General features: G+C 73.4%; 25 protein-coding genes. 9 read left to right on the forward strand and 16 right to left on the reverse strand.

Annotation, left to right across the window (positions count from 1 at the left end; translation table 11 throughout):
* Positions 1-5: 5 nt before the first annotated feature.
* The 6 genes from ACQXVK_RS15140 to ACQXVK_RS15165 form a co-directional block, all read right to left on the reverse strand.
* Positions 6-671 (reverse strand): pentapeptide repeat-containing protein, encoded by a 666-nt coding sequence (locus ACQXVK_RS15140; RefSeq protein ID WP_430854115.1) that lies wholly within the window; start codon positions 669-671, stop codon positions 6-8.
* Positions 672-675: 4 nt separating this feature from the next.
* Positions 676-1,098, reverse strand: coding sequence for a DUF6314 family protein (locus ACQXVK_RS15145; protein ID WP_430854116.1), 423 nt, complete (start codon positions 1,096-1,098; stop codon positions 676-678).
* Between the two features lie 9 nt (positions 1,099-1,107).
* A complete protein-coding gene (locus tag ACQXVK_RS15150; RefSeq protein ID WP_430854117.1) occupies positions 1,108-1,350 on the reverse strand; it encodes an SHOCT domain-containing protein in 243 nt (80 codons plus the stop codon).
* The gene (locus ACQXVK_RS15155; RefSeq protein ID WP_430854118.1) at positions 1,347-1,670 is read right to left on the reverse strand and encodes an SHOCT domain-containing protein; all 324 of its coding nucleotides are present in this window, start codon (positions 1,668-1,670) and stop codon (positions 1,347-1,349) included. Before ACQXVK_RS15155 ends, ACQXVK_RS15150 begins: the two co-directional genes overlap by 4 nt.
* A 76-nt stretch (positions 1,671-1,746) precedes the next feature.
* On the reverse strand, positions 1,747-2,784 hold the full coding sequence (locus ACQXVK_RS15160) for an NAD-dependent epimerase/dehydratase family protein (RefSeq protein WP_430854119.1): 1,038 nt from the start codon (positions 2,782-2,784) through the stop codon (positions 1,747-1,749).
* A complete protein-coding gene (locus tag ACQXVK_RS15165) occupies positions 2,784-3,977 on the reverse strand; it encodes a zinc-dependent alcohol dehydrogenase (RefSeq protein ID WP_430854120.1) in 1,194 nt (397 codons plus the stop codon). The genes ACQXVK_RS15160 and ACQXVK_RS15165 overlap by 1 nt, the downstream gene beginning before the upstream one ends.
* A gap of 233 nt (positions 3,978-4,210) precedes the next feature.
* Here ACQXVK_RS15165 and ACQXVK_RS15170 point away from each other — a divergent pair, with 233 nt between their 5' ends.
* A complete protein-coding gene (locus ACQXVK_RS15170; protein ID WP_430854121.1) occupies positions 4,211-5,029 on the forward strand; it encodes a polysaccharide deacetylase family protein in 819 nt (272 codons plus the stop codon).
* Here the strand turns inward: ACQXVK_RS15170 and ACQXVK_RS15175 are convergent.
* Positions 5,021-5,527 carry a GNAT family N-acetyltransferase gene (locus ACQXVK_RS15175; protein WP_430854122.1) on the reverse strand — a complete coding sequence of 169 codons (507 nt, stop codon included), beginning with the start codon at positions 5,525-5,527 and terminating at the stop codon, positions 5,021-5,023. The genes ACQXVK_RS15170 and ACQXVK_RS15175 overlap by 9 nt on opposite strands.
* A gap of 51 nt (positions 5,528-5,578) precedes the next feature.
* Here ACQXVK_RS15175 and ACQXVK_RS15180 point away from each other — a divergent pair, with 51 nt between their 5' ends.
* Complete coding sequence (locus ACQXVK_RS15180; RefSeq protein WP_430854123.1) at positions 5,579-6,163, forward strand: TetR/AcrR family transcriptional regulator; 585 nt, start codon at positions 5,579-5,581, stop codon at positions 6,161-6,163.
* Positions 6,164-6,259: 96 nt separating this feature from the next.
* Here ACQXVK_RS15180 and ACQXVK_RS15185 read toward each other — a convergent pair whose 3' ends face one another.
* A complete protein-coding gene (locus ACQXVK_RS15185) occupies positions 6,260-7,156 on the reverse strand; it encodes an aminoglycoside phosphotransferase family protein (protein ID WP_430854124.1) in 897 nt (298 codons plus the stop codon).
* 22 nt (positions 7,157-7,178) lie between these two features.
* Here ACQXVK_RS15185 and ACQXVK_RS15190 point away from each other — a divergent pair, with 22 nt between their 5' ends.
* On the forward strand, positions 7,179-7,547 hold the full coding sequence (locus ACQXVK_RS15190) for a nuclear transport factor 2 family protein (RefSeq protein WP_430854125.1): 369 nt from the start codon (positions 7,179-7,181) through the stop codon (positions 7,545-7,547).
* A gap of 59 nt (positions 7,548-7,606) precedes the next feature.
* On the opposite strand, the gene ACQXVK_RS15195 is transcribed toward ACQXVK_RS15190, so the two are convergent.
* Together ACQXVK_RS15195 and ACQXVK_RS15200 are read right to left on the reverse strand one after the other, a co-directional pair.
* Positions 7,607-8,257: a DNA alkylation repair protein gene (locus ACQXVK_RS15195; RefSeq protein ID WP_430854126.1), complete on the reverse strand. Its 651-nt coding sequence runs from the start codon at positions 8,255-8,257 to the stop codon at positions 7,607-7,609.
* Positions 8,254-9,057 (reverse strand): sulfite exporter TauE/SafE family protein, encoded by an 804-nt coding sequence (locus tag ACQXVK_RS15200; protein ID WP_430854127.1) that lies wholly within the window; start codon positions 9,055-9,057, stop codon positions 8,254-8,256. The genes ACQXVK_RS15195 and ACQXVK_RS15200 overlap by 4 nt, the downstream gene beginning before the upstream one ends.
* Positions 9,058-9,239: 182 nt before the next feature.
* Here ACQXVK_RS15200 and ACQXVK_RS15205 point away from each other — a divergent pair, with 182 nt between their 5' ends.
* Complete coding sequence (locus ACQXVK_RS15205) at positions 9,240-9,428, forward strand: hypothetical protein (protein ID WP_430854128.1); 189 nt, start codon at positions 9,240-9,242, stop codon at positions 9,426-9,428.
* 39 nt (positions 9,429-9,467) lie between these two features.
* Here ACQXVK_RS15205 and ACQXVK_RS15210 read toward each other — a convergent pair whose 3' ends face one another.
* The 3 genes from ACQXVK_RS15210 to ACQXVK_RS15220 form a co-directional block, all read right to left on the reverse strand.
* A complete protein-coding gene (locus ACQXVK_RS15210; protein ID WP_430854129.1) occupies positions 9,468-10,664 on the reverse strand; it encodes a peptidoglycan DD-metalloendopeptidase family protein in 1,197 nt (398 codons plus the stop codon).
* Between the two features lie 151 nt (positions 10,665-10,815).
* Entirely contained in the window at positions 10,816-11,292 is a 477-nt protein-coding gene (locus ACQXVK_RS15215) for an SRPBCC family protein (protein ID WP_430854130.1), read from the reverse strand.
* Entirely contained in the window at positions 11,289-11,678 is a 390-nt protein-coding gene (locus ACQXVK_RS15220; protein WP_430854131.1) for an ArsR/SmtB family transcription factor, read from the reverse strand. The genes ACQXVK_RS15215 and ACQXVK_RS15220 overlap by 4 nt, the downstream gene beginning before the upstream one ends.
* An 89-nt stretch (positions 11,679-11,767) precedes the next feature.
* On the opposite strand from ACQXVK_RS15220, the gene ACQXVK_RS15225 reads away from it, so the two are divergent.
* Complete coding sequence (locus ACQXVK_RS15225; RefSeq protein ID WP_430854132.1) at positions 11,768-13,636, forward strand: gamma-glutamyltransferase family protein; 1,869 nt, start codon at positions 11,768-11,770, stop codon at positions 13,634-13,636.
* 46 nt (positions 13,637-13,682) lie between these two features.
* Here ACQXVK_RS15225 and ACQXVK_RS15230 read toward each other — a convergent pair whose 3' ends face one another.
* Entirely contained in the window at positions 13,683-14,726 is a 1,044-nt protein-coding gene (locus tag ACQXVK_RS15230; RefSeq protein ID WP_430854133.1) for an NAD(P)-dependent alcohol dehydrogenase, read from the reverse strand.
* Positions 14,727-14,764: 38 nt separating this feature from the next.
* Complete coding sequence (locus ACQXVK_RS15235; RefSeq protein ID WP_430854134.1) at positions 14,765-15,361, reverse strand: DUF805 domain-containing protein; 597 nt, start codon at positions 15,359-15,361, stop codon at positions 14,765-14,767.
* Positions 15,362-15,483: 122 nt separating this feature from the next.
* On the opposite strand from ACQXVK_RS15235, the gene ACQXVK_RS15240 reads away from it, so the two are divergent.
* The 3 genes from ACQXVK_RS15240 (at position 15,484) to ACQXVK_RS15250 (ending at position 17,806) form a co-directional block, all read left to right on the forward strand.
* A complete protein-coding gene (locus ACQXVK_RS15240) occupies positions 15,484-15,924 on the forward strand; it encodes an OsmC family peroxiredoxin (RefSeq protein WP_022907830.1) in 441 nt (146 codons plus the stop codon).
* Positions 15,925-15,995: 71 nt separating this feature from the next.
* Positions 15,996-16,247 (forward strand): hypothetical protein, encoded by a 252-nt coding sequence (locus ACQXVK_RS15245; protein WP_402268893.1) that lies wholly within the window; start codon positions 15,996-15,998, stop codon positions 16,245-16,247.
* 53 nt (positions 16,248-16,300) lie between these two features.
* Positions 16,301-17,806, forward strand: coding sequence for a threonine/serine ThrE exporter family protein (locus tag ACQXVK_RS15250; RefSeq protein ID WP_430854135.1), 1,506 nt, complete (start codon positions 16,301-16,303; stop codon positions 17,804-17,806).
* A gap of 183 nt (positions 17,807-17,989) precedes the next feature.
* Here ACQXVK_RS15250 and ACQXVK_RS15255 read toward each other — a convergent pair whose 3' ends face one another.
* Complete coding sequence (locus ACQXVK_RS15255; protein ID WP_022907827.1) at positions 17,990-18,664, reverse strand: TetR/AcrR family transcriptional regulator; 675 nt, start codon at positions 18,662-18,664, stop codon at positions 17,990-17,992.
* A gap of 169 nt (positions 18,665-18,833) precedes the next feature.
* On the opposite strand from ACQXVK_RS15255, the gene ACQXVK_RS15260 reads away from it, so the two are divergent.
* Entirely contained in the window at positions 18,834-19,157 is a 324-nt protein-coding gene (locus ACQXVK_RS15260) for a hypothetical protein (protein ID WP_022907826.1), read from the forward strand.
* Positions 19,158-19,207: the final 50 nt, after the last annotated feature.

Raw genomic sequence — 19,207 nt, forward strand, 5'->3', positions numbered from 1 at the left:
GGCGGTCAGTCGACCCGGTAACCCGCCTGGGCGGCGAGGAGCGGCGCGAGCGTGTACAGCTGGTCGGCCGCGATCGTCGCGCCGCGGAAGCCCTCGAGCCGCTCCACCCGGTCGAGGTCGGCGGCCCGGAGGTCGACGTGGTCGATCCGCGTGTTCGACCCCTCGGCCACGCGGATGCTCGTCCCCTCGAACGACACCCGCAGCAGCCGGGCGTCGGCGATGTCGAGCTCGTCGACGACGCAGTCCCGGAACACGACGTCGGTGACGGTCGAGCCGCGGAGGTTCACGAACCCGAGCTTCATGCCGACGAACTCGACGCCGTTCAGCGTCGTGTCGTACAGCTCGGCCGAGCCGATCCGGCCGCCGGCGATCCGGACCTCACGCCAGGAGCTGCTCGACGCGCGGAACACCGGGGCGTCCAGCGTCTCGACGATCGCGTCGCGCACCCGCAGTCCCCGCAGGTCGGCGCCGTCCGCCCGGAGCGTGCCGATCACCGACTCCTCGATCTCGAGGTCCGGCAGCCGCTCCCCCGCGAGGTCGAGCACGTCGATGCGCTTGCCCTCGATCCGGTCGCCCGTGAGGACGTCTCCGGGCCCTGGAGTCCAGTCGTCGAGGTCCGTCGGTTCGGTCAGGGTGGTGCGCGGGGCGTCGGTACCGGAGCTGCGGGGCATGCGCTCAGTCTGCCGCGAGGGACCGACGTCGCAGCGTGCTGTCGAGGACGTAGTCCTTCGCCGGGCCGTGCGCCTCCCACCGGACCGTCCAGCGCTCCGTGTCGCCAGCGAGCACCCCGGAGTAGTCGTCGGGCTCGCAGGCGTGGGACACCGCCGATCCCCAGACCCAGTCGTGGAACACCCGACCGTCCGAGAAGTGCACCGTCCAGCCGTCGTCGTCGGCGCCGCGGCGGACCCAGAGCGTCCGGGACACCGGGACGGTGCGGCCGTCGAAGGCCATCGTGCCGACCTCGTCCCAGCGGACCGCGTCCGGGGCCGTGCGCGCGAGGGTCGTGGTCCCGGTCACGAGGCCGTCGATGCCCGCACGTCGGTCGAGGACCGTGCGGTGCAGGGTCCACTCCCCGAGCAGGTCGATCGGTCGCAGCACCCGCCCAGGCTAGTCGCGGAGAGCCTCGGCCCGGGCGGCGCGGTGCTCCTCGTCCGAGATGACGCCGCGGGCGTGCAGCTCGTCGAGCTCGGCGAGCCGCTGCTCACGGGAACCGCCCGTCGCGCGGCGGGACCGTCGGACGACGAACACGATCGCGACGACGACGGCCACCACCACGAGCGCCACCACCACGCTCCAGACGAGGTCGTAGACGGGCGGCACCAGTGGGTTGTGGGTCTCGGCGGTGATCACGCGCGGAGGGCCTCGGCCCGGGCGGCGCGGTGCTCCTCGTCCGAGATGACGCCGCGAGCGTGCAGCTCGTCGAGCTCGGCGAGCCGCTGCTCGAGCGACTTCTCGGGCGCCAGCGTCCGGCTCTGCATGGCCTGGTACGCCAGGTCCTCCTGCATGGTGAACGGGTTCTGGCCCCGCTTCGCCATCCGTGCGCTGCGGAGGACGACCGTCACGACGATCGCGACGAACCCGAGACCGATCACGGCCGCGACCACCCCGAACAGCACCCCGAACGCGCCGAGCCCGCCACCCATGCCGTCACCCAACAAGTTCCCGAACACGCCGTCCCCCTTCGTCGGAACGATCCGACCGTAGCGCGTCCCCGGCCCGAGCGCTGCCCCACGAAGGGGCCACCCGTCACCCGCGCAACGGCCCCGACCCCGGCACGCGCGCACCGTCCGCGAACCCGGCCACGAGCTCGCGCAAGGCCTCGTCGGACGTGTGCCGCGCCTCCCATCCGAGGACCGACCGCGCCCGATCGGTCCGCATGACCGGCACCCGGGCCGCGATGTCCACCCACCCGGCGTCCGTCGGCTGCAACCGCAGCCGCCAGGTGAGCGTGACGAGTCCGCGGATCGCCCACATCGGCACCCGCACCGCGCCGCGCATCCCGAACGCCCGCGCCATCCTCGGCGGGTTGAGCACGGGTGTGGCAGCGATGTTGAACGCCCCGCCGGCACGCCGGTCGATCGCTCGCCAGAAGGCATCGCCGACGTCGTCGGCGTGCACGGCCTGGAACACGAACGCGAGCGGCAGGGGCAGGACCGCCCAGCGGATCCACCGGACGACCGACATCGGCACGAGGCGGCCGAGGAAGAGCCCGCGGAGTTCGGCGGCGGCGCTGCGCTGGAAGACCAGGCCGGGTCGCAGCCGGGTCACGACGACGGACGGGTGGGCTGCCGCGAACGCGTCCATCGCTGCCTCGTTCTCGGCCTTGTGGATCGAGTACGTGGCGGTCGGGATCCCGGTGACGGGGAACCCCTCGTCGACGGGCGTCCGCTTGCCGTCCACGTCGACCCCGCGGTACGCCCCCACGGACGAGGCGACGACGACCTGGGGGACGTCGACGCGCGCCACGGCCTCGAGGACGTTGGCCGTGCCGGTCACGTTCGTCCGGTACTGCGCCGGGATGTCGTGCGTCGGCTGCAGCGCCCAGCCGAGGTGCACGACGGCGTCCGCGCCCCGGAACACGGCGGCGAGCTGGTCGACGGCGTCCGGGGCTCCGATGTCGACGGCGTGCCAGACGGCCACCCCGTAGGGCTCGGCGCGGAGGTCCGGCAGCCGCCGCGCGACCCCGACGACCTCGACGGCGGTGCCCTCGGCCCGGACCGTCGTCAGCCGCCGGAGCACCGCGGTCCCCAGGTTGCCGGTCCCGCCGACGACGACGATCCGCATCAGGCCGCGGCCATCGCGGGGTCGAGCACGACCTTGACGCAGCCGTCCTCCTTCTTCTGGAACACCTCGTACATGTGCGGGGCGTCCTCGAGCGAGACCCGGTGGGTGGTCAGGTCGAGCGTGCCGAGCGGGTCCGACGGGTCCTGCACGAGCGGCATGATGTCGTCGATCCAGTGCTTCACGTTGCACTGCCCCTCGCGGACGGTGATCTGCTTGTCGAAGAGCGTCATCATCGGCATGGGGTCGGCCATCCCGCCGTAGACGCCGCTCAGCGAGACCGTGCCACCGCGGCGGACGAGGTCGATCGCCGCGTGCACCGCGGCGAGCCGGTCGATGCCGGCGGTCTCGATCGCCTTCTGTGCGAGCTTGTCGGGCAGGAGCCCGGCGGCGCGCTGGGCGAAGCCGGCGACCGGGTTGCCGTGCGCCTCCATGCCGACCGCGTCGACGACGCCGTCGGGACCGCGACCGTCGGTCAGGTCGACCAGCTGCGGGACGACGACCTTCGTCAGGTCGAACACCTCGGCACCGTGCTTCGCCCCGAGGTCGCGGCGGACCTGCTCGGGGTCGACGGCGAGCACCCGGTAGCCGAGGTGCGCGCCGATGCGGGCGGCGAACTGGCCGACGGGGCCGAGGCCGAGCACCGCGAGCGTCCCGCCCTCGGGGACGTTCGCGTACTGCACGGCCTGCCACGCCGTGGGCAGGATGTCGCTGAGGAACAGCCAGCGGTCGTCGGGCGTCCCGTCGTCGGGGATGACGATCGGCCCGTAGTCGGCGTGCGGCACGCGGAGGTACTCGGCCTGGCCGCCGGGCACCTGGCCGTACATCTTCGTGTAGCCGAAGAGCGCGGCGCCGGAGCCGTACTCGGTGACCTGGGTGGTCTCGCATTGCGACTGGAGTCCGCGTTCGCACATGTAGCAGTGCCCGCACGAGATGTTGAAGGGGACGACGACGCGGTCGCCGACCTTCAGGTTCGTGACGGCGCTGCCGACCTCCTCCACGATGCCCATGGGCTCGTGCCCGAGGACGTCGCCCCTGTCGATGTACGGACCGAGGACCCGGTACAGGTGCAGGTCGGAGCCGCAGATCGCCGTGGAGGTGATCCGCACGATCGCGTCGGTCGGCTGCTGGATGGTCGGGTCGGGGACGGTCTCGACGGACACCTTCTCGGTGCCCTGCCAGGTCAGTGCGCGCACGTCGCGTTCCTCTCGTGGTCGCTTCGAGTCGGCCAGGAGGCGCGGCTCGTCTCCCCACGTCGGTACCCGCCCGCCCCGTGGTGCGTTCCCAGCCCCGTCCGGCCAGCGCGGTCCGTGGCGGACGTGAGCCGCGCCTCCTGGCCCGGTCCCCGTGGTCCCGGTGGCCGATCGGCCAACCGGATCGTCCCGGGAGCCGATGCGCCCGACCGGCCGGTCACCCGATGCTGGTGCGGATGGACCACCGCACCACCCGCCGCTCCCTGCTCGCCGGAGCGGGCGCCCTGCTCGCGGCCGGAGCGCTCGCCGCCTGTGCGCCCACCGGACCGCGACGGGAGGCCGTCGCGACGCACTCGCCGACCCCGACGCCCGTCCCGTCTCCCACCCGGACACCGACGCCGACGCCGACGTGGGCGCAGCCGACGCTCACGAGGACACCGCTGCCGGCAGGCACCGTCACCGGACTGCCCGCCGGGACACCCGGGATCGCCTGGACCGTGGACGACGGCGCGTCATCCGACGTCGTCGGCGCCTACGCCCGCTTCGCGGCCGAGACCGGCACCCGGCTCACCTTCTTCGTGAACGGCGTCCGGCCCTCGTGGACGGAGCACGCCGACGTGCTGCGGCCCCTCATCGCGTCGGGGCAGGTGCAGATCGGCAACCACACCTGGGACCACCCGGCCCTGACGAAGCTCGGCGACCAGGCCATCGAGGACGAGCTGACCCGCAACCACGAGTTCATCGAGCGGACGTTCGGCGTCGACGCACGCCCGTACTTCCGACCGCCGTACGGGTACCACGACGCCCGGGTCGACGCCGCCGCCGCACGGGTCGGCTACACGACACCGCTGCTCTGGTACGGGACGCTCGCGGACTCCGGCGACATCGGCGCCGGACAGATCGTCGGGTTCGCCGACCAGTGGTTCACGCCGGGTCGGATCGTGATCGGCCACGCGAACTTCCCGGGGACCATCGGCGCGCTGCCCCGGCTGGGAGCCCTCGTACGGGAGCGTCGGCTCGGGACCTACACACTCGACGACGTGTTCTCACGCTGACCCTGCTCCGATGACGTCGGGGACCGGGCCGAGTCGCCGGCCGAAGCACACCGAGTTCGTCGACCCGGCGTAGGCACCGAAGAGCGGGATCGCCGTGTACCCCTCGCGCTCGTAGAACCGTATCGCGTCGGGCTGCGCCGTGCCGGTCTCGAGGACCACCGAGTCCGCGCCCGCCCGCACCGCTTCCTGCTCGAGCCGCCGGAGCACCGCCGTCGCCACACCGGTCCCCCGAGCGGACGGCGCCGTGTACATCCGCTTGATCTCCACGACCCCGGCACCGAGGACGTCGTCGGGGAGCGGCCGGAGCCCGCCGCAGGCGATCGCGGAGCCGTCCTCGTCACACGCCAGGACGAACACCGGGACGTCGGCCGCGGTCGGCGGGACGCCGGGCTCGTGGTCGTCCGTCCCGTACCGCGCGTCGAGCTCCTGCCGCTGTGCTCGGCGGAGCCGGTCGGCGTCCGCGTGGTCGAACGGGACGGTCGTGATGGTCCAGCGCATGGCGATCCTTTCGGTAACGATCGTTACGGTAACACCTGTTACGCTTCCGGTGTGCCCCGGACCCGAGACGACGCCGCCCAGCGGACCCGGCTGTCCGAGGCCGTCTTCACCACCCTCGCCGACCTCGGTCCGACCGGCCTGACGCTCCGCGCCGTCGCCGAACGCGCCGGGTGCACGACGGGGCTCGTCCTCCACACGTTCCCCGACAAGCGCGCCCTCCTCCTGCACGCCCGACAGGTTCTGCACGACCGCACCAGGGTCCGTGCCGACGCACTCGAGGCGGACGCCCCGGACGCGGCAGCAGCGGTGCGGGCGGTGGCCGGCGGCGCACTCGCCGTCGATGCCGGGCGCCTCGCCGAGGCCCGGGCGTGGGTCGCGTTCCTCGCCGCCGCGCTCGGTGACCCCGTGCTGCGCGACCAGCACGTGACGAACAGCCGCTCCTTCGCCGGGCGACTCGCTCGACTGCTCGCGCTCGCGACCGGCCTGACGGATGCGGTGTGTGACGACCGCGCGGCTGCCCTGGTCGCGACCGTCGAGGGGATCACCGCGCTGGCCGCGGGCGACCCCGAGCGGTGGACGCCCGAGCGACAGGTCGCGGCGCTCGACCTCGTGCTGGACGCGGCGCTGACGCCCTAGCCCCGCCGGCCCGGCCCCGACCCCGACCCCGACGGGCGGTCTGGCTACCCGGGTGGGCCGGGCTGCGCGGGGCGGCCCGGCTGCTTGACGCGCAGCTCAGGTCGCGACCGGATCGGCGAGGACCGCCCCCAGCACCGCCTCGTGCTCCGCTCGGTCCCCGGGCCCGGCGCTCCCCGCGAGCATGATGAGCGCCTTCCAGAGCGCCCAGCCCCGCGCCCGCGCCCAGGTGGCGGCGTCGAGGCCGACGGCGTCGCGGAACACCCGTCGCGCTTCCGGGTCGAGGAACGTCCAGGCGAGGACGAGGTCGCACGCCGGATCACCGACACCGCACGTGCCGAAGTCGATCACGGCCGAGAGCCGTCCGTCCCGGTCGACGAGCAGGTTGCCCGGGGCGACGTCGCCGTGGAACCACACGGCCGGCCGGTCCCAGACCGAGGCGGTCGCCGCGCCCCAGACCGCCTCGCACGCATGACGGTCGACATCGTCACCGAGCCGGTCGAGCGCCGCGACCACCTCGGGTGCGTAGTGCGACGGGTGCGCTCCCCGGTGGAACGAGTGCACCCCGGCGACCGGACCGTCACCCGCCGGCACGGCCCGCAGCTGCCGGAGCACCGCACCGACGTCGGCGGCGAGGGCCCGTCGGTCGAGGGTCGAGGCCCGGGCAGCGACCGTGCCGTCGATCCAGCGCCGGACCGACCACGGGAACGGGTAGTCCTCGGCCGGGACCCCCAGTCCGACCGGCTCCGGCACCGGGACGTCGAGCCGCGCCGCGAGGTACGGCAGGACCCGCTGCTCCTTCTCGACGGCTGCGACGTACCCGGCCGCGCTCGGCAGCCGGACGGCCAACTCGCTGCCGAGCCGGTAGGTGCGGTTGTCCCACCCCTGCGCATCGACCTCGCGGACGGGCAGCCCGGCCCACTCCGGGAACTGCGCGGCCACGAGCCGTTCCACGAGCGCGGCGTCGATGCGGGGTCGGGGCACCTCGGTGTGCATGTGCCCAGGCTAGGCTCCGCCCATGCCGACCGTGTCCGAGCTGCTGACCACGAACCTCCACGACGTCTTCGGGAACCGCGACGCTGCCGCACGGCGCGCTGCGATCGAGCGGACGTACTCCCCCGACGTGACCTTCTCCGACCCCGAGGGGACCGTCACCGGCTGGGACGCCCTCGACCAGAAGGCCGCGGGGATCCTCGACGAGGCGCTTGGAGCGTTCCAGTTCGTCGAGGAGGGGCGTCGGTACGTCTCCGAGCACCACGGGGTCCTCGCGTGGGGCTTCGGCCCGGTCGGTGCGCCCGCGGTCCGGGGTGTCGACGTCATCGAGGTCCGGGACGGTGTCGTCGTGTCGCTCACGACCGTCCTCGCGCAGCCCACCGCCTCCGACTGAGCCATCGCCGGGTGGCGCCGTCCGACGTCTGGACGGTGTCAGCGCCCCGGCGTGCAGGGTCAGCCGCGCAGTCGGTCGCGTTCCGCCGGCGGAAGGTGCTCGGTCGCCGTCACCCGCGCCGCGGGGGTGAGGAACCGCCCCTGCCGTTCGAGGAACGCGACGAGCGCCGCCTCGGACGCCCGCTTGCCGGTCTCGCGGAGCACCCGGCCGAGCGCTGACTGCACGGTGTCGTTCCGCTCCCGCACGAGCCGCACCGCGATGGCGAGCGGCACCTCGGCGTCACCCTGCTTCGCGAACGCCAGGGTGGCCACGACCGCGATCCGACGGACCATCGCCACGTCGGACTTCACGAGCGCGAACAGCGGGCCGGTCGAGCCCCCGACGAGCGGGGCACCCACGAGCTCCTCCGCCCCGAGGTCGACCAATACCGTGTCGTCGAACCGCTCCGCCTTCGCCGCCGTCAGGTACTCGTCGGTCAGCTCCGGGTCCGGGTGCTCCCGCATCGCCTGCACGAGGAGCAGGACGGCGACGAGCCGCGCGCCCCGGTCCTCGCTCCAGAGCAGCGCGGACCGCTCACCCTCGTCGAGGTCGGCGAACTGCCGCGCGACGCGTCGCGCAGCCGGCACGTCACCGGATGTGCGCGCGAACGCCGCGAGCACGGCCTCCGCATCCGCCGGGTTCCGCCCACCGCCGGACTGGAGGCGCGTCACGCGACCTCCCCGTCCGTCGCCTCGTTCCGCGGTGCGGTCCGGCGACCGCGGCGCAGGACGATCACCGCGACCACCACGAGGAACGCGGCGAAGAGCCAGGTGCCCACCTGCGGATCGACGAGGCGGGCGATCCACGCGCCTCCGGGAGCGCAGATCGCGGCCGTGACGCCGATCGTGAGGCCGACCCGGAGGTCCACCGCTCGGCGCCGGAGGTTCGCCACCGTGCCCGAGACGGACGTCGGCACCATGGTGAGCAGCGAGGTGCCCTTCGCGAGCAGGTCGCCCGCGCCGAGCGCGACCTCGAGCCCCGGCACGATGACGACCCCGCCGCCGACCCCGACGAGCCCGGACAGCACGCCCGACAACAGCCCGAGCAGCAGCAGGACGATCGCCTCGACCACGCCGAAGTGCACCTCGCCCCCGCGCGTCGGCACCGCCACGAACAGCGAGACGAGCACGACGGCGATGAACTCCACGAAGATCCACGGCAGGACCCGCAGTGGCAGCGCCCGCAGGAGCCGCGCGCCGATCGGGGCACCGACGACGCTGCCGACCGCCAGGGTCAGGGCCGCGAGCCAGTGCACCTCGCCCTGCACGCCGTACGTGATCGCCCCGACGACGGCCGCGGGGGCGATCGCCACGAGGGACGTCGCCGATGCCCGGCGCTGGTCGAGGTGGAGGGCCGCCATCAGGGCCGGCACGACGATGACCCCGCCGCCGACGCCGAACAGGCCGGAGAGGATCCCCGCCACGATCCCGATCGCCACCAACACGATGACCCGTCCGCCGCGCTTCTCCATCCCGTCCACCCTACGGCCGACGTCGAACGATCAGGACGCGAGGGCCTCGGCCGCCGGACGATCGCCCCGGGCAAGGTTGAAGCCCACCACCGCGGCAACGGTGATGGGCTCCGAGTTGCTCTCCGAGTGGAGTGCCAGAGGGACGCAGAGTGTCCCGAGCGTTTCGCTCGGAGTCAGCGTACGTGACCCCGGTCACGGACGCACCCCTCGGCACCCCGCTCCTCGTGTCCGCCGGCGCTGACACACCGGAGGTGGTCTCGATGTCGAAGGACAACGGGTCCGAGCCCAGGCGTCGGGTGTCCTGGTTGCCGGTCGCGAGCTTGCTCGTGGCTGTCGCCAGGCTCCTGCTCGACGTCTGGCGGAGGGACTGAGACGGCGGCCCGCACTCGACTCGAGTGCGGGCCGTTCCCCTACCGGAAGTGCAGCAGCGTCAACGGGTCGAAGAGCGATCCCGCCCGCCGGGTCTCGACGTGCACGTGCGGCCCGGTCGACTGCCCGGTGTTGCCAGACTTCCCGATCTCGGTGCGCACGGACACGATCTGCCCCGGCTTGACCTCGATCGCGCTGAGGTGCGCGGTGAGGACCGTGACGTTGCCGTAGGTCACGACGATGTAGTTGCCGTACGAGGCGTTGTTCGCGACGGTGCTCGTCACCGTGCCGGTCCCCGAGGCGTACACGGGCGTACCCACCGCGACCGGGGCGTCGGCGCCCTGGTGGTACCGCGGCACGTGCCCGGCGCCGCGGTCGTCGCCGTAGCGTCCGGAGATCTTGGTGCTCGCGACCGGCCACATCATGCCCGTGACGGGCTTGGTCGACCAGACGCGGGTGTCCTTGCCGCCGTAGAGCACGACGTTGCCGTCCACCTGCACCATGAGCGTGCCGGCGCCCGCGGTGCCGGTCCGCGAGTTCCAGAGCGTGACCTTCTTCTGCGCGGCGTCGCGACCGACCACGGCGAAGTTGCCGTCCTTGCGCAGCTCCGCCCAGGCGCCAGCGTGCCCGGCGGTCCCGGACTGCCAGACGACCTTGCGGTTGACGGTCTGCACGAGGTTGCCGTCGGTCTGCATCGTCAGGCGACGGGTGCCGCTCGTGTCCGAGCTGAGCACGGTGCCGGAGTAGATCGAGTTGCCGGCGGGCACGACGCCCTGCTGGCTCGTCCAGTTCACGATCGCGGTCTTGCCCGAGTAGAGGCCCATCGTGCCGTCGGCGCGGACCGCGAACTCGGTGGACTGCGCGGTGCCGGCGGAGGCCCAGCGGACGATGCGCTTGCCGTTCCGCAGCAGGTCGACGGCGCGGTTCCGCCCGATCGTCAGCACGGCACCGGGCTGGTTCGAGGTGTTCGACGCCCAGAGCACCTGGTTGCCGACGCCGTACTCGACGAGGTTGCCGTCACCCTGCAGGATCAGCCGGAACTGGCCGTTCGGCGAGGTCACCGAGTCGCCGGGCTGCAGCGTCGTGCCGGCAGGCGCCTTCCCCTTGTAGACCACGGCTGCCGACGCCGGCTCGGCGATCCCGACGGCACCACCGGCGAGGACGGCGATGGCCACGACCGCGGCTGCGAGTCGAGGGAGTCGGCGAGCGCGCGCGACGGAGGACGGTGTGCTGGTCATGGAACCCCTGATCTGGATCCGGCCGAGCCCCTGCCGACCGTTCGGCGACGCGCTCTCGACACGCCGCCGAACGATGGTCACCTTTTCGTGGAGCCCGCACAACCCCATTGCCCGGACCGGACAACCCCAGTTCCGGGGGCACTCCGTGTCGTCAGGGCATCTGGAAGAAGGCCTTCGGGGCGCCGAGCAGGGCCTCGAGCTTGTGGAACGACTGCGTCCACCCGGCGATGTTCATGTCCCGCATGGCCTCGGGGAAGGGGCCCTGGGTGAGCGTGACCACCGTGCCGTCGCCGTCCTCGGCGAACTCGAGCGTGAGGGACAGCGGCGTCCCGTCCTCGATGCCGGGGATGCCCTCGGCGGTCGACGTCCCGACGATGATCCGGTTCTCCTCGACCTCCTGGAGCGTCGAGTGCACGGGCGAGGCCCACCCGGGGTCGTCGTTGCTCACCATGGTGAGGTTCCAGGCCCCACCGACGCGGGCGTCGACCTCGACGGTGGCGACGGGGACGTGGAAGCCGAGCGGCCCGAACCAGAGCGCGAGCTGTGCGGGGTCGACGAACGCGCGGTAGACGTCCTGGACGGGGTACGCGAACCGGTGGGTGGCGTGGGCGGTGAACTGCTCGGTCATGACTGCTCCTGCTGGTCGTCGGACGGGACGGTGGGTGCTGTGGACGCGCCGCCCACGGTGGCGGGCGGACGCTGGGAGGCGAGCAGCGCCTCCAGGCTGTCGAACCGGCGGTCCCAGACCGGCTGCAGCCCGCCCAGCCACCCGGCGAGCTCGGTGACGGCCTCGGGCCGGAGCCGGCAGGTGCGCCACGTGCCGTGCCGTTCACGGGTGATGAGACCGGCGCGTTCGAGGACGCCGAGGTGTCGGGAGATCGCCGGTGCGCTGACGTCGAACGGCTCGGACAGGTCGGTGACGGTCGCCTCGCCCTTCCCGAGTCGCTCGACGATCCGCCGGCGGATGGGGTCGGCGAGGGCCGAGAGCACGGCGTCGACGCGGTCGGTGGTCATCGTCGCCTCCTTGATGAACACTGCGGTTAATTAACCGCTGCGTTCAGTATGCGCGCACCCGCGGATGCACGCAAGGACAGGATGGGACCATGCCGACGCCAAACCCCGCTTTCACCCCGCCCGCCCCCACGACCACGCGACCGGACCTCGCCGGCACCTTCGGCATGGTCGCCTCGACGCACTGGATCGCGACCGCCACCGCGCAGTCCGTGCTCGAACGGGGCGGGAACGCGTTCGACGCCGCGGTCGCCGGAGCGTTCGTGCTGCACGTCGTCGAGCCGCACCTGAACGGCCCCGGCGGCGACCTCACGGCGGTGTTCGCGACCGAGGACGACCCGACGCCGACCGTGCTCGTCGGACAGGGGCCCGCCCCGGCCGGTGCGACGCCGGAGCACTACCGCGCCGAGGGGCTCGACCTCGTCCCGGGAGCCGGTGCCCTCGCCGCCACCGTGCCGGGTGCCGTGGACGCCTGGCTCCTGCTGCTGCGCGACCACGGCACGTGGGAGCTCGCCGACGTCCTCGCACCGGCCGTCGGCTACGCGCGGGACGGCCACCCGGTCGTGCCCGCGGTGGTCCGGACGATCACCGCGGTGCGCGGGTTGTTCGAGGAGCACTGGCCCACCTCCGCCGCGCAGTGGCTGCCGGGAGGCGCGGTGCCGGCCCCGGGGGACGTGGTGCGCAACGAGGCGCTCGCCTCGGTCTTCGAACGGCTCGTCGCCGCCGGGAGCGGCGTCGACGGCCGGAGCGCGCGCATCGACGCCGCCCGCGGCGAGTGGGCCGAGGGCTTCGTCGCCGAGGCGATCGACCGGTTCGTCCGCCAGCCGCACCGCCACGCGTCCGGGACCGACCACGCCGGCGTGATCCGGGCGTCGGACCTCGCGGCCTTCCGGGCGACCTACGAGCCGGCGACGACGGCGGAGTTCCGCGGGTGCACCATCGCGAAGACCGGGCCGTGGGGACAGGGTCCGGCGCTCCTGCAGACCCTGCGACTGCTCGAGCCGCTCGACGACGCACGGCTCGACCCCTCGACCGAGCTCGGCGCGCACACGATCGTCGAGGCGCAGAAGCTCGCGCTGGCCGACCGCGAGGCGTTCTATGGCGACGGCGACGTCCCCCTCGACGTCCTGCTGTCGGACGCGTACACCGACGAGCGCCGAGCCCTGATCGGGGACCTGGCGTCGGCCGAGCTGCGGCCCGGGAGCGTCGAGGGGGTCCGGCACACGATGCCGCCGGTCCGGACGTCGCACAAGGCCTCGGCCGGAGCCGCCGGGTCCGCGGGCGAGCCGACGGTCCGCATCGAGCGGGACGCCCCGGCGGTCGCGCCCGTCGAGGACCGCGGCGAACCGTTCGTGGCCCCGGACGGCGAGACCCGCGGTGACACGTGCCACATCGACGTCGTCGACCGCTGGGGCAACATCGTCAGCGCGACCCCGTCCGGCGGCTGGCTGCAGTCCTCGCCGACGATCCCGGGGCTCGGTTTCTGCTTGGGTACCCGCCTGCAGATGACCTGGCTCGAGGAGGGCACGGCCTCGACCCTCCGCCCCGGCGAGCGCCCGCGCACGACGCTCACCCCGACCCTGGTGCTCCGCGACGGCGTCCCGGTCGCCGCGGTCGGCTCACCGGGTGGCGACCAACAGGACCAGTGGCAGCTGCTGTTCCTGCTCCGCTGGATCGTCGGCGGGTACTCCCCGCAGCAGGCCATCGACGCGCCCGCCCTGCACACGACGTCGTTCCCGGGGTCGTTCTGGCCGCGCACGTGGGAGCCGGCTGGACTCGTGGTCGAGGACCGGATCGGCGACGACGTGATCGCCGGGCTCGAGGCCCGCGGGCACGTCGTCACCCGCGCGGGCGACTGGACGCTCGGCCGGCTGTCGTGCGTGACGCGGGACCCGGCGACCGGGGTGCTCGGCGCGGCGGCGAACCCGCGGGGCGCGCAGGGCTACGCCGCGGGACGGTGACCCGGTAGCGCGCGGCCCCGCGGCTCCGCGGCTCCGCGTCTCCGCGTCAGAGCGTCGGCACCACGACCGCGCGGCCCGAGAGCTCGCCGGCCTCGAGCTTCCGGTAGGCCTCGAGCGCGTCGGACAGTGCGTAGCGCTCGACGTCGGGGACGATCTGCCCCGCGCGGTACATCGCGACGACCTCGTGCAGGTCCTCGACGGTGCCCCAGTACGTGTTCGTGATGGTCGACTCGTACGGGGTCCGGAAGAAGTTCCACTCCGTGGTGCCCCCGGCGATGCCGACCACGGTGCACCGCCCGCCGATCGCCATCGACGCCTGGGCGAGGGTGATCGTCGGTGTCGCCCCGACGAAGTCGAACGCGGCGTCCACCCCGCGCCCGCCGGTGATCTCGCGGATCGCAGCGGCCTGGTCGGGGCCACCCGGCACGGTGATCGCGCCCCGTGCGGCCGCGCGGTCCATCGCGTCCTGCTTCGTGTCCGTCGCGATGACGGTCGCCCCGGTGAGGGCCGTGAGGATCTGGACGGCGATCTGCCCGAGTCCGCCGAGGCCCACGACGAGGGCGTACCTGCCACCGCCGGCCAGGTTCGGCAGCGAGGCCTTGATCGCGTGGTACGGCGTGAGCGCGGCGTCGCTGAGCGGTGCGGCCGCGATCGGGTCGGCGTCACCCAGCGGCACGAGGTTGCGTGCCGGCACTCTGACGTACTCCGCCATCCCGCCGTCGCGCCCGAGGCCGATGCCCGCGTACGGGTTCGTGGCAGCGTTCTCGCAGTACGTGTCCTGCCCCTTCGAGCAGTACGAGCAGTGCCCGCAGCCGACCGGGCCGTAGACGAGGTAAGCGTCACCCGCGGTGAAGCCGGAGACGCCGTCGCCGAGTTCCTCGACCCAGCCGGAGTTCTCGTGCCCGAGGACGAACGGGGGCTGCTGCGCTCCTGGCTGCCCCGCCTGGAACTCGCGGTAGACGGCGACGTCCGAGTGGCACGCACCGGCACCGGCGACCTTGAGGAGCACCTCCCCCGGACCCGGGGTGGGCTTCGGGACGTCCGTGAGGGACGGGAACGTCTGGAACTGTTCGAACACGACGGCGCGCATGGGGTCTCCTTTGAACCCCGCCAGATTACACCTGTCGCTCAGGACGACAGCTGTGGCTCATCCGTGCTCGACACCTGCCGCCCGCCGACCGGGCCGCGGTCGAACCGAGCGCCCCGGGCGCGCGACCGCGAGGCGACCATGCCGGTCAGCACGAGCCACCCGATCGGCCCGGTGAACACGAGGAGCAGGATCCACATCCCGGTGTGGTCACGGTCGTGCAGGCGTCGGACGAGCAGCGACCACCGCGGCACGACGGTCGCGATCACCGCGGCGAGCAGGACCGCGTCCCACGCGTCCGGCCGGACGTCCCGGGGACCCGAGCCCCAACCGAACCAGGCCCCCTGCTCCACCTCGACGAGGTGGAAGGACACCCGCGGCGAGACGACCGCCCCGAACGGGTCCGCGTACAGCTCCCACCGTCCGCCCGTGCCGTGCACGCCGACGATCCAGAGCGCCGCCGCCGTCAGGGCGAGCTCGAGGGCGATCACCCACCAGAACTCCGTCCGGCTCGCCCGCCCGTGGAACCGCCAGCCCCGCGTCCAGAACCGCACCCACGCGACGACCGGGTTCGTCACGTCGACCGGCCCCGGCTCGAGCACGCGGTCGCGGAAGCCCGCGGTCACCCTGTCCCCCATGCGCCCGATCGTAGGGCAGACCTGCGTCTTCCCCGAGAGCCCTCGCGAGAACGCGCGTTCTCTGATTGACTCGGCGTCGGCGGTCCCGATCGGGACCGATCCCCCACACGAAAGGAGCGGTCATGCCCACGCGCACCGCACGCACCGCCTGGAACGGCGGCCTCAACGACGGTTCCGGCCAGGTCGAGCTCTCCAGCTCGAAGGTCGGCACGTACGACGTGTCCTTCCCGAAGCGTGCCGCCGACGACGCCGGCGGCACCACCAGCCCCGAGGAGCTCATCGCAGCCGCGCACTCCGCGTGCTACGCCATGCAGTTCTCGGCCGTCCTCGGCGAGGCGGGCGGCACGGTCGAGGCGCTCGACGTCAAGGCCGACGTCTCGCTCGGCCCGGACTCGGCCGGCGGGTTCAAGCTCACCGGCATCGTCCTCACCGTCTCCGGCGAGGTCTCCGGCATCGACGAGGCGACCTTCCTCAAGGCCGCCGACGAGGCGAAGGCCACCTGCCCCGTCTCGAAGGCGCTCACCGGCGTCGACATCGAGCTCCACGCGACCTTCGAGCAGTAGGCGCTCGACGCGCGGAACGGGAGGCGCGGTGCCGGTCGGCACCGCGCCTCCCGTCTGCGTACGCCGACGGCATGCCACGTCCCGCACCCTGGACCCACGTGTCCCTCTGGCTCGGCCTGGCCGCCCTCGTCGTCGGCGTCGTGCTGCTCCTCACCACCCCGACCTCCACGGTCGGCTTCGCCAGCGTCGCACCCCGGGTCGACTACGCCTTCGTCGCGGGTTCCCTGGCCTGGCGGTCGACGGTCGGGCCGGTGCTCGTGCTGGCAGGCGCCGTCGTCGCGTCGTTCGCCGCGGGACGGCTCAGCGCACAGCGTCGGCACTGAGGGCGTCCAGCGGACGTCCGGACTCGGGCGTCGACGACTGGCACGATGGCGGGATGGCCGAGCAGTCCCTCCCCGGAGCCAGACCCGGGCGTCCACCACGGCCACGCGTCCGGAACCTCGCGCAGCACGACATCCGCGATGCCCGGGCCCGGCTCCGCGGCACGATCTACGAAGAGGTCGTCCCGGACACCCGGGCCCGCGAGCAGTACTCGCCGGTGCAGATCGTCGACTTCTGCCTCGACCTCGCCGAGGTCATGCTCGCCTCGGGCGCGGACACCCGGAGCGTCGAGACCGCCGTCGTCGCGGTGTCGACGAAGTGGAACCTCGCACCGCTCGACCTCGACTTCTCGGGCAGTTCGGTGACGATCCAGTACGCGCCGGCCGACCACCCGCCGCTGGTGAAGGTCCGCACGGTGCAGTCCGACGGCTCGGACCTCGACCGGTTGGCGCGGGCGAACCAGATCGTCGACGACCTCGTGCACGACGAGCGCGACATGACCTCCGCCGTGAGCGCCCTCGTCGCCGTGCTCCGGCTGCCGCCCCGGTGGCCGCAGTGGTCGGCCGACGTCGGGCTCTCGATCCTCGGCATCTCGATCGCGATGCAGGCCGGCGGTGGCTGGCGGGCGGGGCTCGGCGCGTTCGTGCTCATGCTCGGCATCATCGTCTCGGGCCGGTGGTTGACCGGGCGGGGCTTCCCGCAGTTCTTCGTCTCCGGTGCGCAGGGTGCGGTGGCCTCGGCGATCGGCACGCTCGCGATCTGGGCGGGCGTGCTGCACCCGGGGCAGGCGGCGACGATGGTGGCCGCGCTCGTCGTGCTCCTGCTCCCGCACCCGTCCCTCGTCACGTGGGCGCAGGACGCGATCTCGGGGTTCCGGGCGATGGCGGTGGCCCGGGCGTTCTACATCGGGCTCGTCATCGCCGCGATCGTCGTCGGGGTGCCGGCCGGCATCGCCGTGACGAAGTGGCTGCGGATCGAGGTGGACCCGTCCGGGATCGCCCTGCAGACCCTGCCGCTCTGGGCGTCCCTGCTGCTGACCGTCGTCTCGGCGGCCGCCAACTGCTTCGTGCAGCAGGCGAGCGCGCGGGTGATCCCGGTCGCCGTCGTGTTCTCGGTGGCCGCCGGTGCCGCTCTGCGTCTCCTCCGCGAGGTCGGCATCCCGCTGCTCGGAGCGACCTTCCTCGCCTCGGTGCTCCTCGGCGTGCTCGCGACGATCGCCGCCGCACGGATGCGGACGGCCGTGGCAGCGATCGCGGTGCCGGCGTTCTGCGGCGCCCTGCTGCCCGGTGTCGCCGTGTCGAGCGCCCTGCTCAACTTCATGTCCGGGTCGTCGAGCGCGGCGCTGGACTTCGTCGCGGCCGTCTCGGTCGCCCTGGCGATCGGTGCCGGGCTCGTGCTCGGCGGCCTCGTGGCGACGCCGGGGGCACGGCGGGCGCTCCGGCGGTCCCGACGGGTCGTCGTGCACTCGGTGCACAACGACACCACGGCGATCAAGGTCATCCGCGACTCGGGCTACGACCCCGGCAACGGCTCGACGCCACGCGGGCCGCGGCCGCGCTGAGCCGGCGCCGGCGCCGGCGCCGGTGCCGACCGGCGCACGACGTCACGGGCTGGGCGACACCTCACGGACCGCGACGCGCGTGACGTGTCGCGCAGCCCGTGAGATCGCGAGCCGAGCGCTCCGCGAGCCGAGCGCCGAGCGGCGAGCACCCCGAGCCGAGCACCGAGCACCGAGTGCCGCGGGTCAGATCTCCCAGCCGCCGTCGCTCCACGTCGACAGTCGCCGTGCGGCCTGCGGCTCGTAGCGCTCCATCCAGCCGCGCTCGAGCCGCGTGACGGCCCGGTCGAAGGCGGGCACGAGGTCGAGGTCCGACCGCAGCAACGCCTGCAGCTGGAGTCCCTCGTAGAGCGCGATGAGCTGTTCGGCCCCGCGGCGCGGGTCCATGGTGTGCGGCGCCCGACCGACCGCGATGTCGTGCTCGAGGCCGCGCTTGATCTGCGCGTAGAAGAGCTGGTACCGCGACCGCAGGTACGACGCCATCGGGTGCTGCGGGTTGCCCGCGACCGAGAGCAGGGCGACGAGGAGCCGCATGAGGGCCGGGTCCTCGGCGTTCGACGCGACGATCCCGCGCAGGAGCTGGACCGTGGAGCCGTCGCCGACCTCACGCGTGACCTCGTCCATGCGGCCGCCGTTCCACCGGTCGACCGCGGCGAGCACGAGCCCGTCCCACGAGGGGAAGTGCTGGTGGAGCTCCTCCACCCCGATCCCGATGCGCTCGGCGACGAGTCCCGCGTGGGCCTCGTGGAAGGGAACGTCCCGCAGGAGGTCGACGGTGGCCCCCACGATCGTGATCCGCAGGTGCAGGGTCGCGGCCGCGGCGGCTGCCGCCTGCGTGTCCGCGCTGGTGTGTTCGAGCATCGTGCCCTCCGTCGGTCCCCGGACGTCCTGTCCGTGTCGCCCACTGGGGGCAGGACCATCCAAACGGAGTTCGGGGGACAACAGCATCCCCGGTCCGGGTGTCGGCATGTCGGGGGACAAGCGATGCGGTTCGCAGCGCGTTCGCGGTCATCCGTGTGACGATGCCGTCATGACCCCGAACGACCCCACCGCGCAGGGACTGGCGACCATGGCCTCGGCCGGCTTCGAGTTCGGCGGCGACCCGGATCAGGTCGCCCACGACGTCCGGACCATGTGGGAGCAGCTCGGGCGGCCGACCGGCGCGTTCGACGCCGCGGCCCGGGCGATCGCCGCGCTCCCGCAGCGCCCCGAGGTCCCGATCGCCGACCAGGCCCGGCGCCGCGCGTTCGAACGGGCCGTCGGCATCAACCCGGTCGAGGTCGAGCTGGCCGCGGCGCTGTCCGCGCGCGAACTGCTCGAGCGTCTGGCGCGCACCTGCACCGCGCCGTGCTGACGACCGGTTGACGGAAGGACGGGAGGGACGGTGCCAGCCGGCACCGTCCC

The organism is Curtobacterium sp. AB451, assembly GCF_050585845.1.
GTDB lineage: Bacteria > Actinomycetota > Actinomycetes > Actinomycetales > Microbacteriaceae > Curtobacterium.

Excerpts from the sequence above, each read along its gene's own strand:
- ACQXVK_RS15260 (WP_022907826.1), top strand. The coding sequence starts at position 18,834 with ATGACCCCGAACGACCCCACCGCGCAGGGACTGGCGACCATGGCCTCG.
- ACQXVK_RS15140 (WP_430854115.1), bottom strand. The coding sequence starts at position 671 with ATGCCCCGCAGCTCCGGTACCGACGCCCCGCGCACCACCCTGACCGAA.
- ACQXVK_RS15185 (WP_430854124.1), bottom strand. The coding sequence starts at position 7,156 with ATGCACACCGAGGTGCCCCGACCCCGCATCGACGCCGCGCTCGTGGAA.
- ACQXVK_RS15190 (WP_430854125.1), top strand. The coding sequence starts at position 7,179 with ATGCCGACCGTGTCCGAGCTGCTGACCACGAACCTCCACGACGTCTTC.
- ACQXVK_RS15215 (WP_430854130.1), bottom strand. The coding sequence starts at position 11,292 with ATGACCGAGCAGTTCACCGCCCACGCCACCCACCGGTTCGCGTACCCC.
- ACQXVK_RS15225 (WP_430854132.1), top strand. The coding sequence starts at position 11,768 with ATGCCGACGCCAAACCCCGCTTTCACCCCGCCCGCCCCCACGACCACG.
- ACQXVK_RS15175 (WP_430854122.1), bottom strand. The coding sequence starts at position 5,527 with ATGCGCTGGACCATCACGACCGTCCCGTTCGACCACGCGGACGCCGAC.
- ACQXVK_RS15235 (WP_430854134.1), bottom strand. The coding sequence starts at position 15,361 with ATGGGGGACAGGGTGACCGCGGGCTTCCGCGACCGCGTGCTCGAGCCG.
- ACQXVK_RS15255 (WP_022907827.1), bottom strand. The coding sequence starts at position 18,664 with ATGCTCGAACACACCAGCGCGGACACGCAGGCGGCAGCCGCCGCGGCC.
- ACQXVK_RS15220 (WP_430854131.1), bottom strand. The coding sequence starts at position 11,678 with ATGACCACCGACCGCGTCGACGCCGTGCTCTCGGCCCTCGCCGACCCC.
- ACQXVK_RS15200 (WP_430854127.1), bottom strand. The coding sequence starts at position 9,057 with ATGGAGAAGCGCGGCGGACGGGTCATCGTGTTGGTGGCGATCGGGATC.
- ACQXVK_RS15210 (WP_430854129.1), bottom strand. The coding sequence starts at position 10,664 with ATGACCAGCACACCGTCCTCCGTCGCGCGCGCTCGCCGACTCCCTCGA.
- ACQXVK_RS15250 (WP_430854135.1), top strand. The coding sequence starts at position 16,301 with ATGGCCGAGCAGTCCCTCCCCGGAGCCAGACCCGGGCGTCCACCACGG.
- ACQXVK_RS15240 (WP_022907830.1), top strand. The coding sequence starts at position 15,484 with ATGCCCACGCGCACCGCACGCACCGCCTGGAACGGCGGCCTCAACGAC.
- ACQXVK_RS15160 (WP_430854119.1), bottom strand. The coding sequence starts at position 2,784 with ATGCGGATCGTCGTCGTCGGCGGGACCGGCAACCTGGGGACCGCGGTG.
- ACQXVK_RS15245 (WP_402268893.1), top strand. The coding sequence starts at position 15,996 with ATGCCACGTCCCGCACCCTGGACCCACGTGTCCCTCTGGCTCGGCCTG.
- ACQXVK_RS15170 (WP_430854121.1), top strand. The coding sequence starts at position 4,211 with ATGGACCACCGCACCACCCGCCGCTCCCTGCTCGCCGGAGCGGGCGCC.
- ACQXVK_RS15230 (WP_430854133.1), bottom strand. The coding sequence starts at position 14,726 with ATGCGCGCCGTCGTGTTCGAACAGTTCCAGACGTTCCCGTCCCTCACG.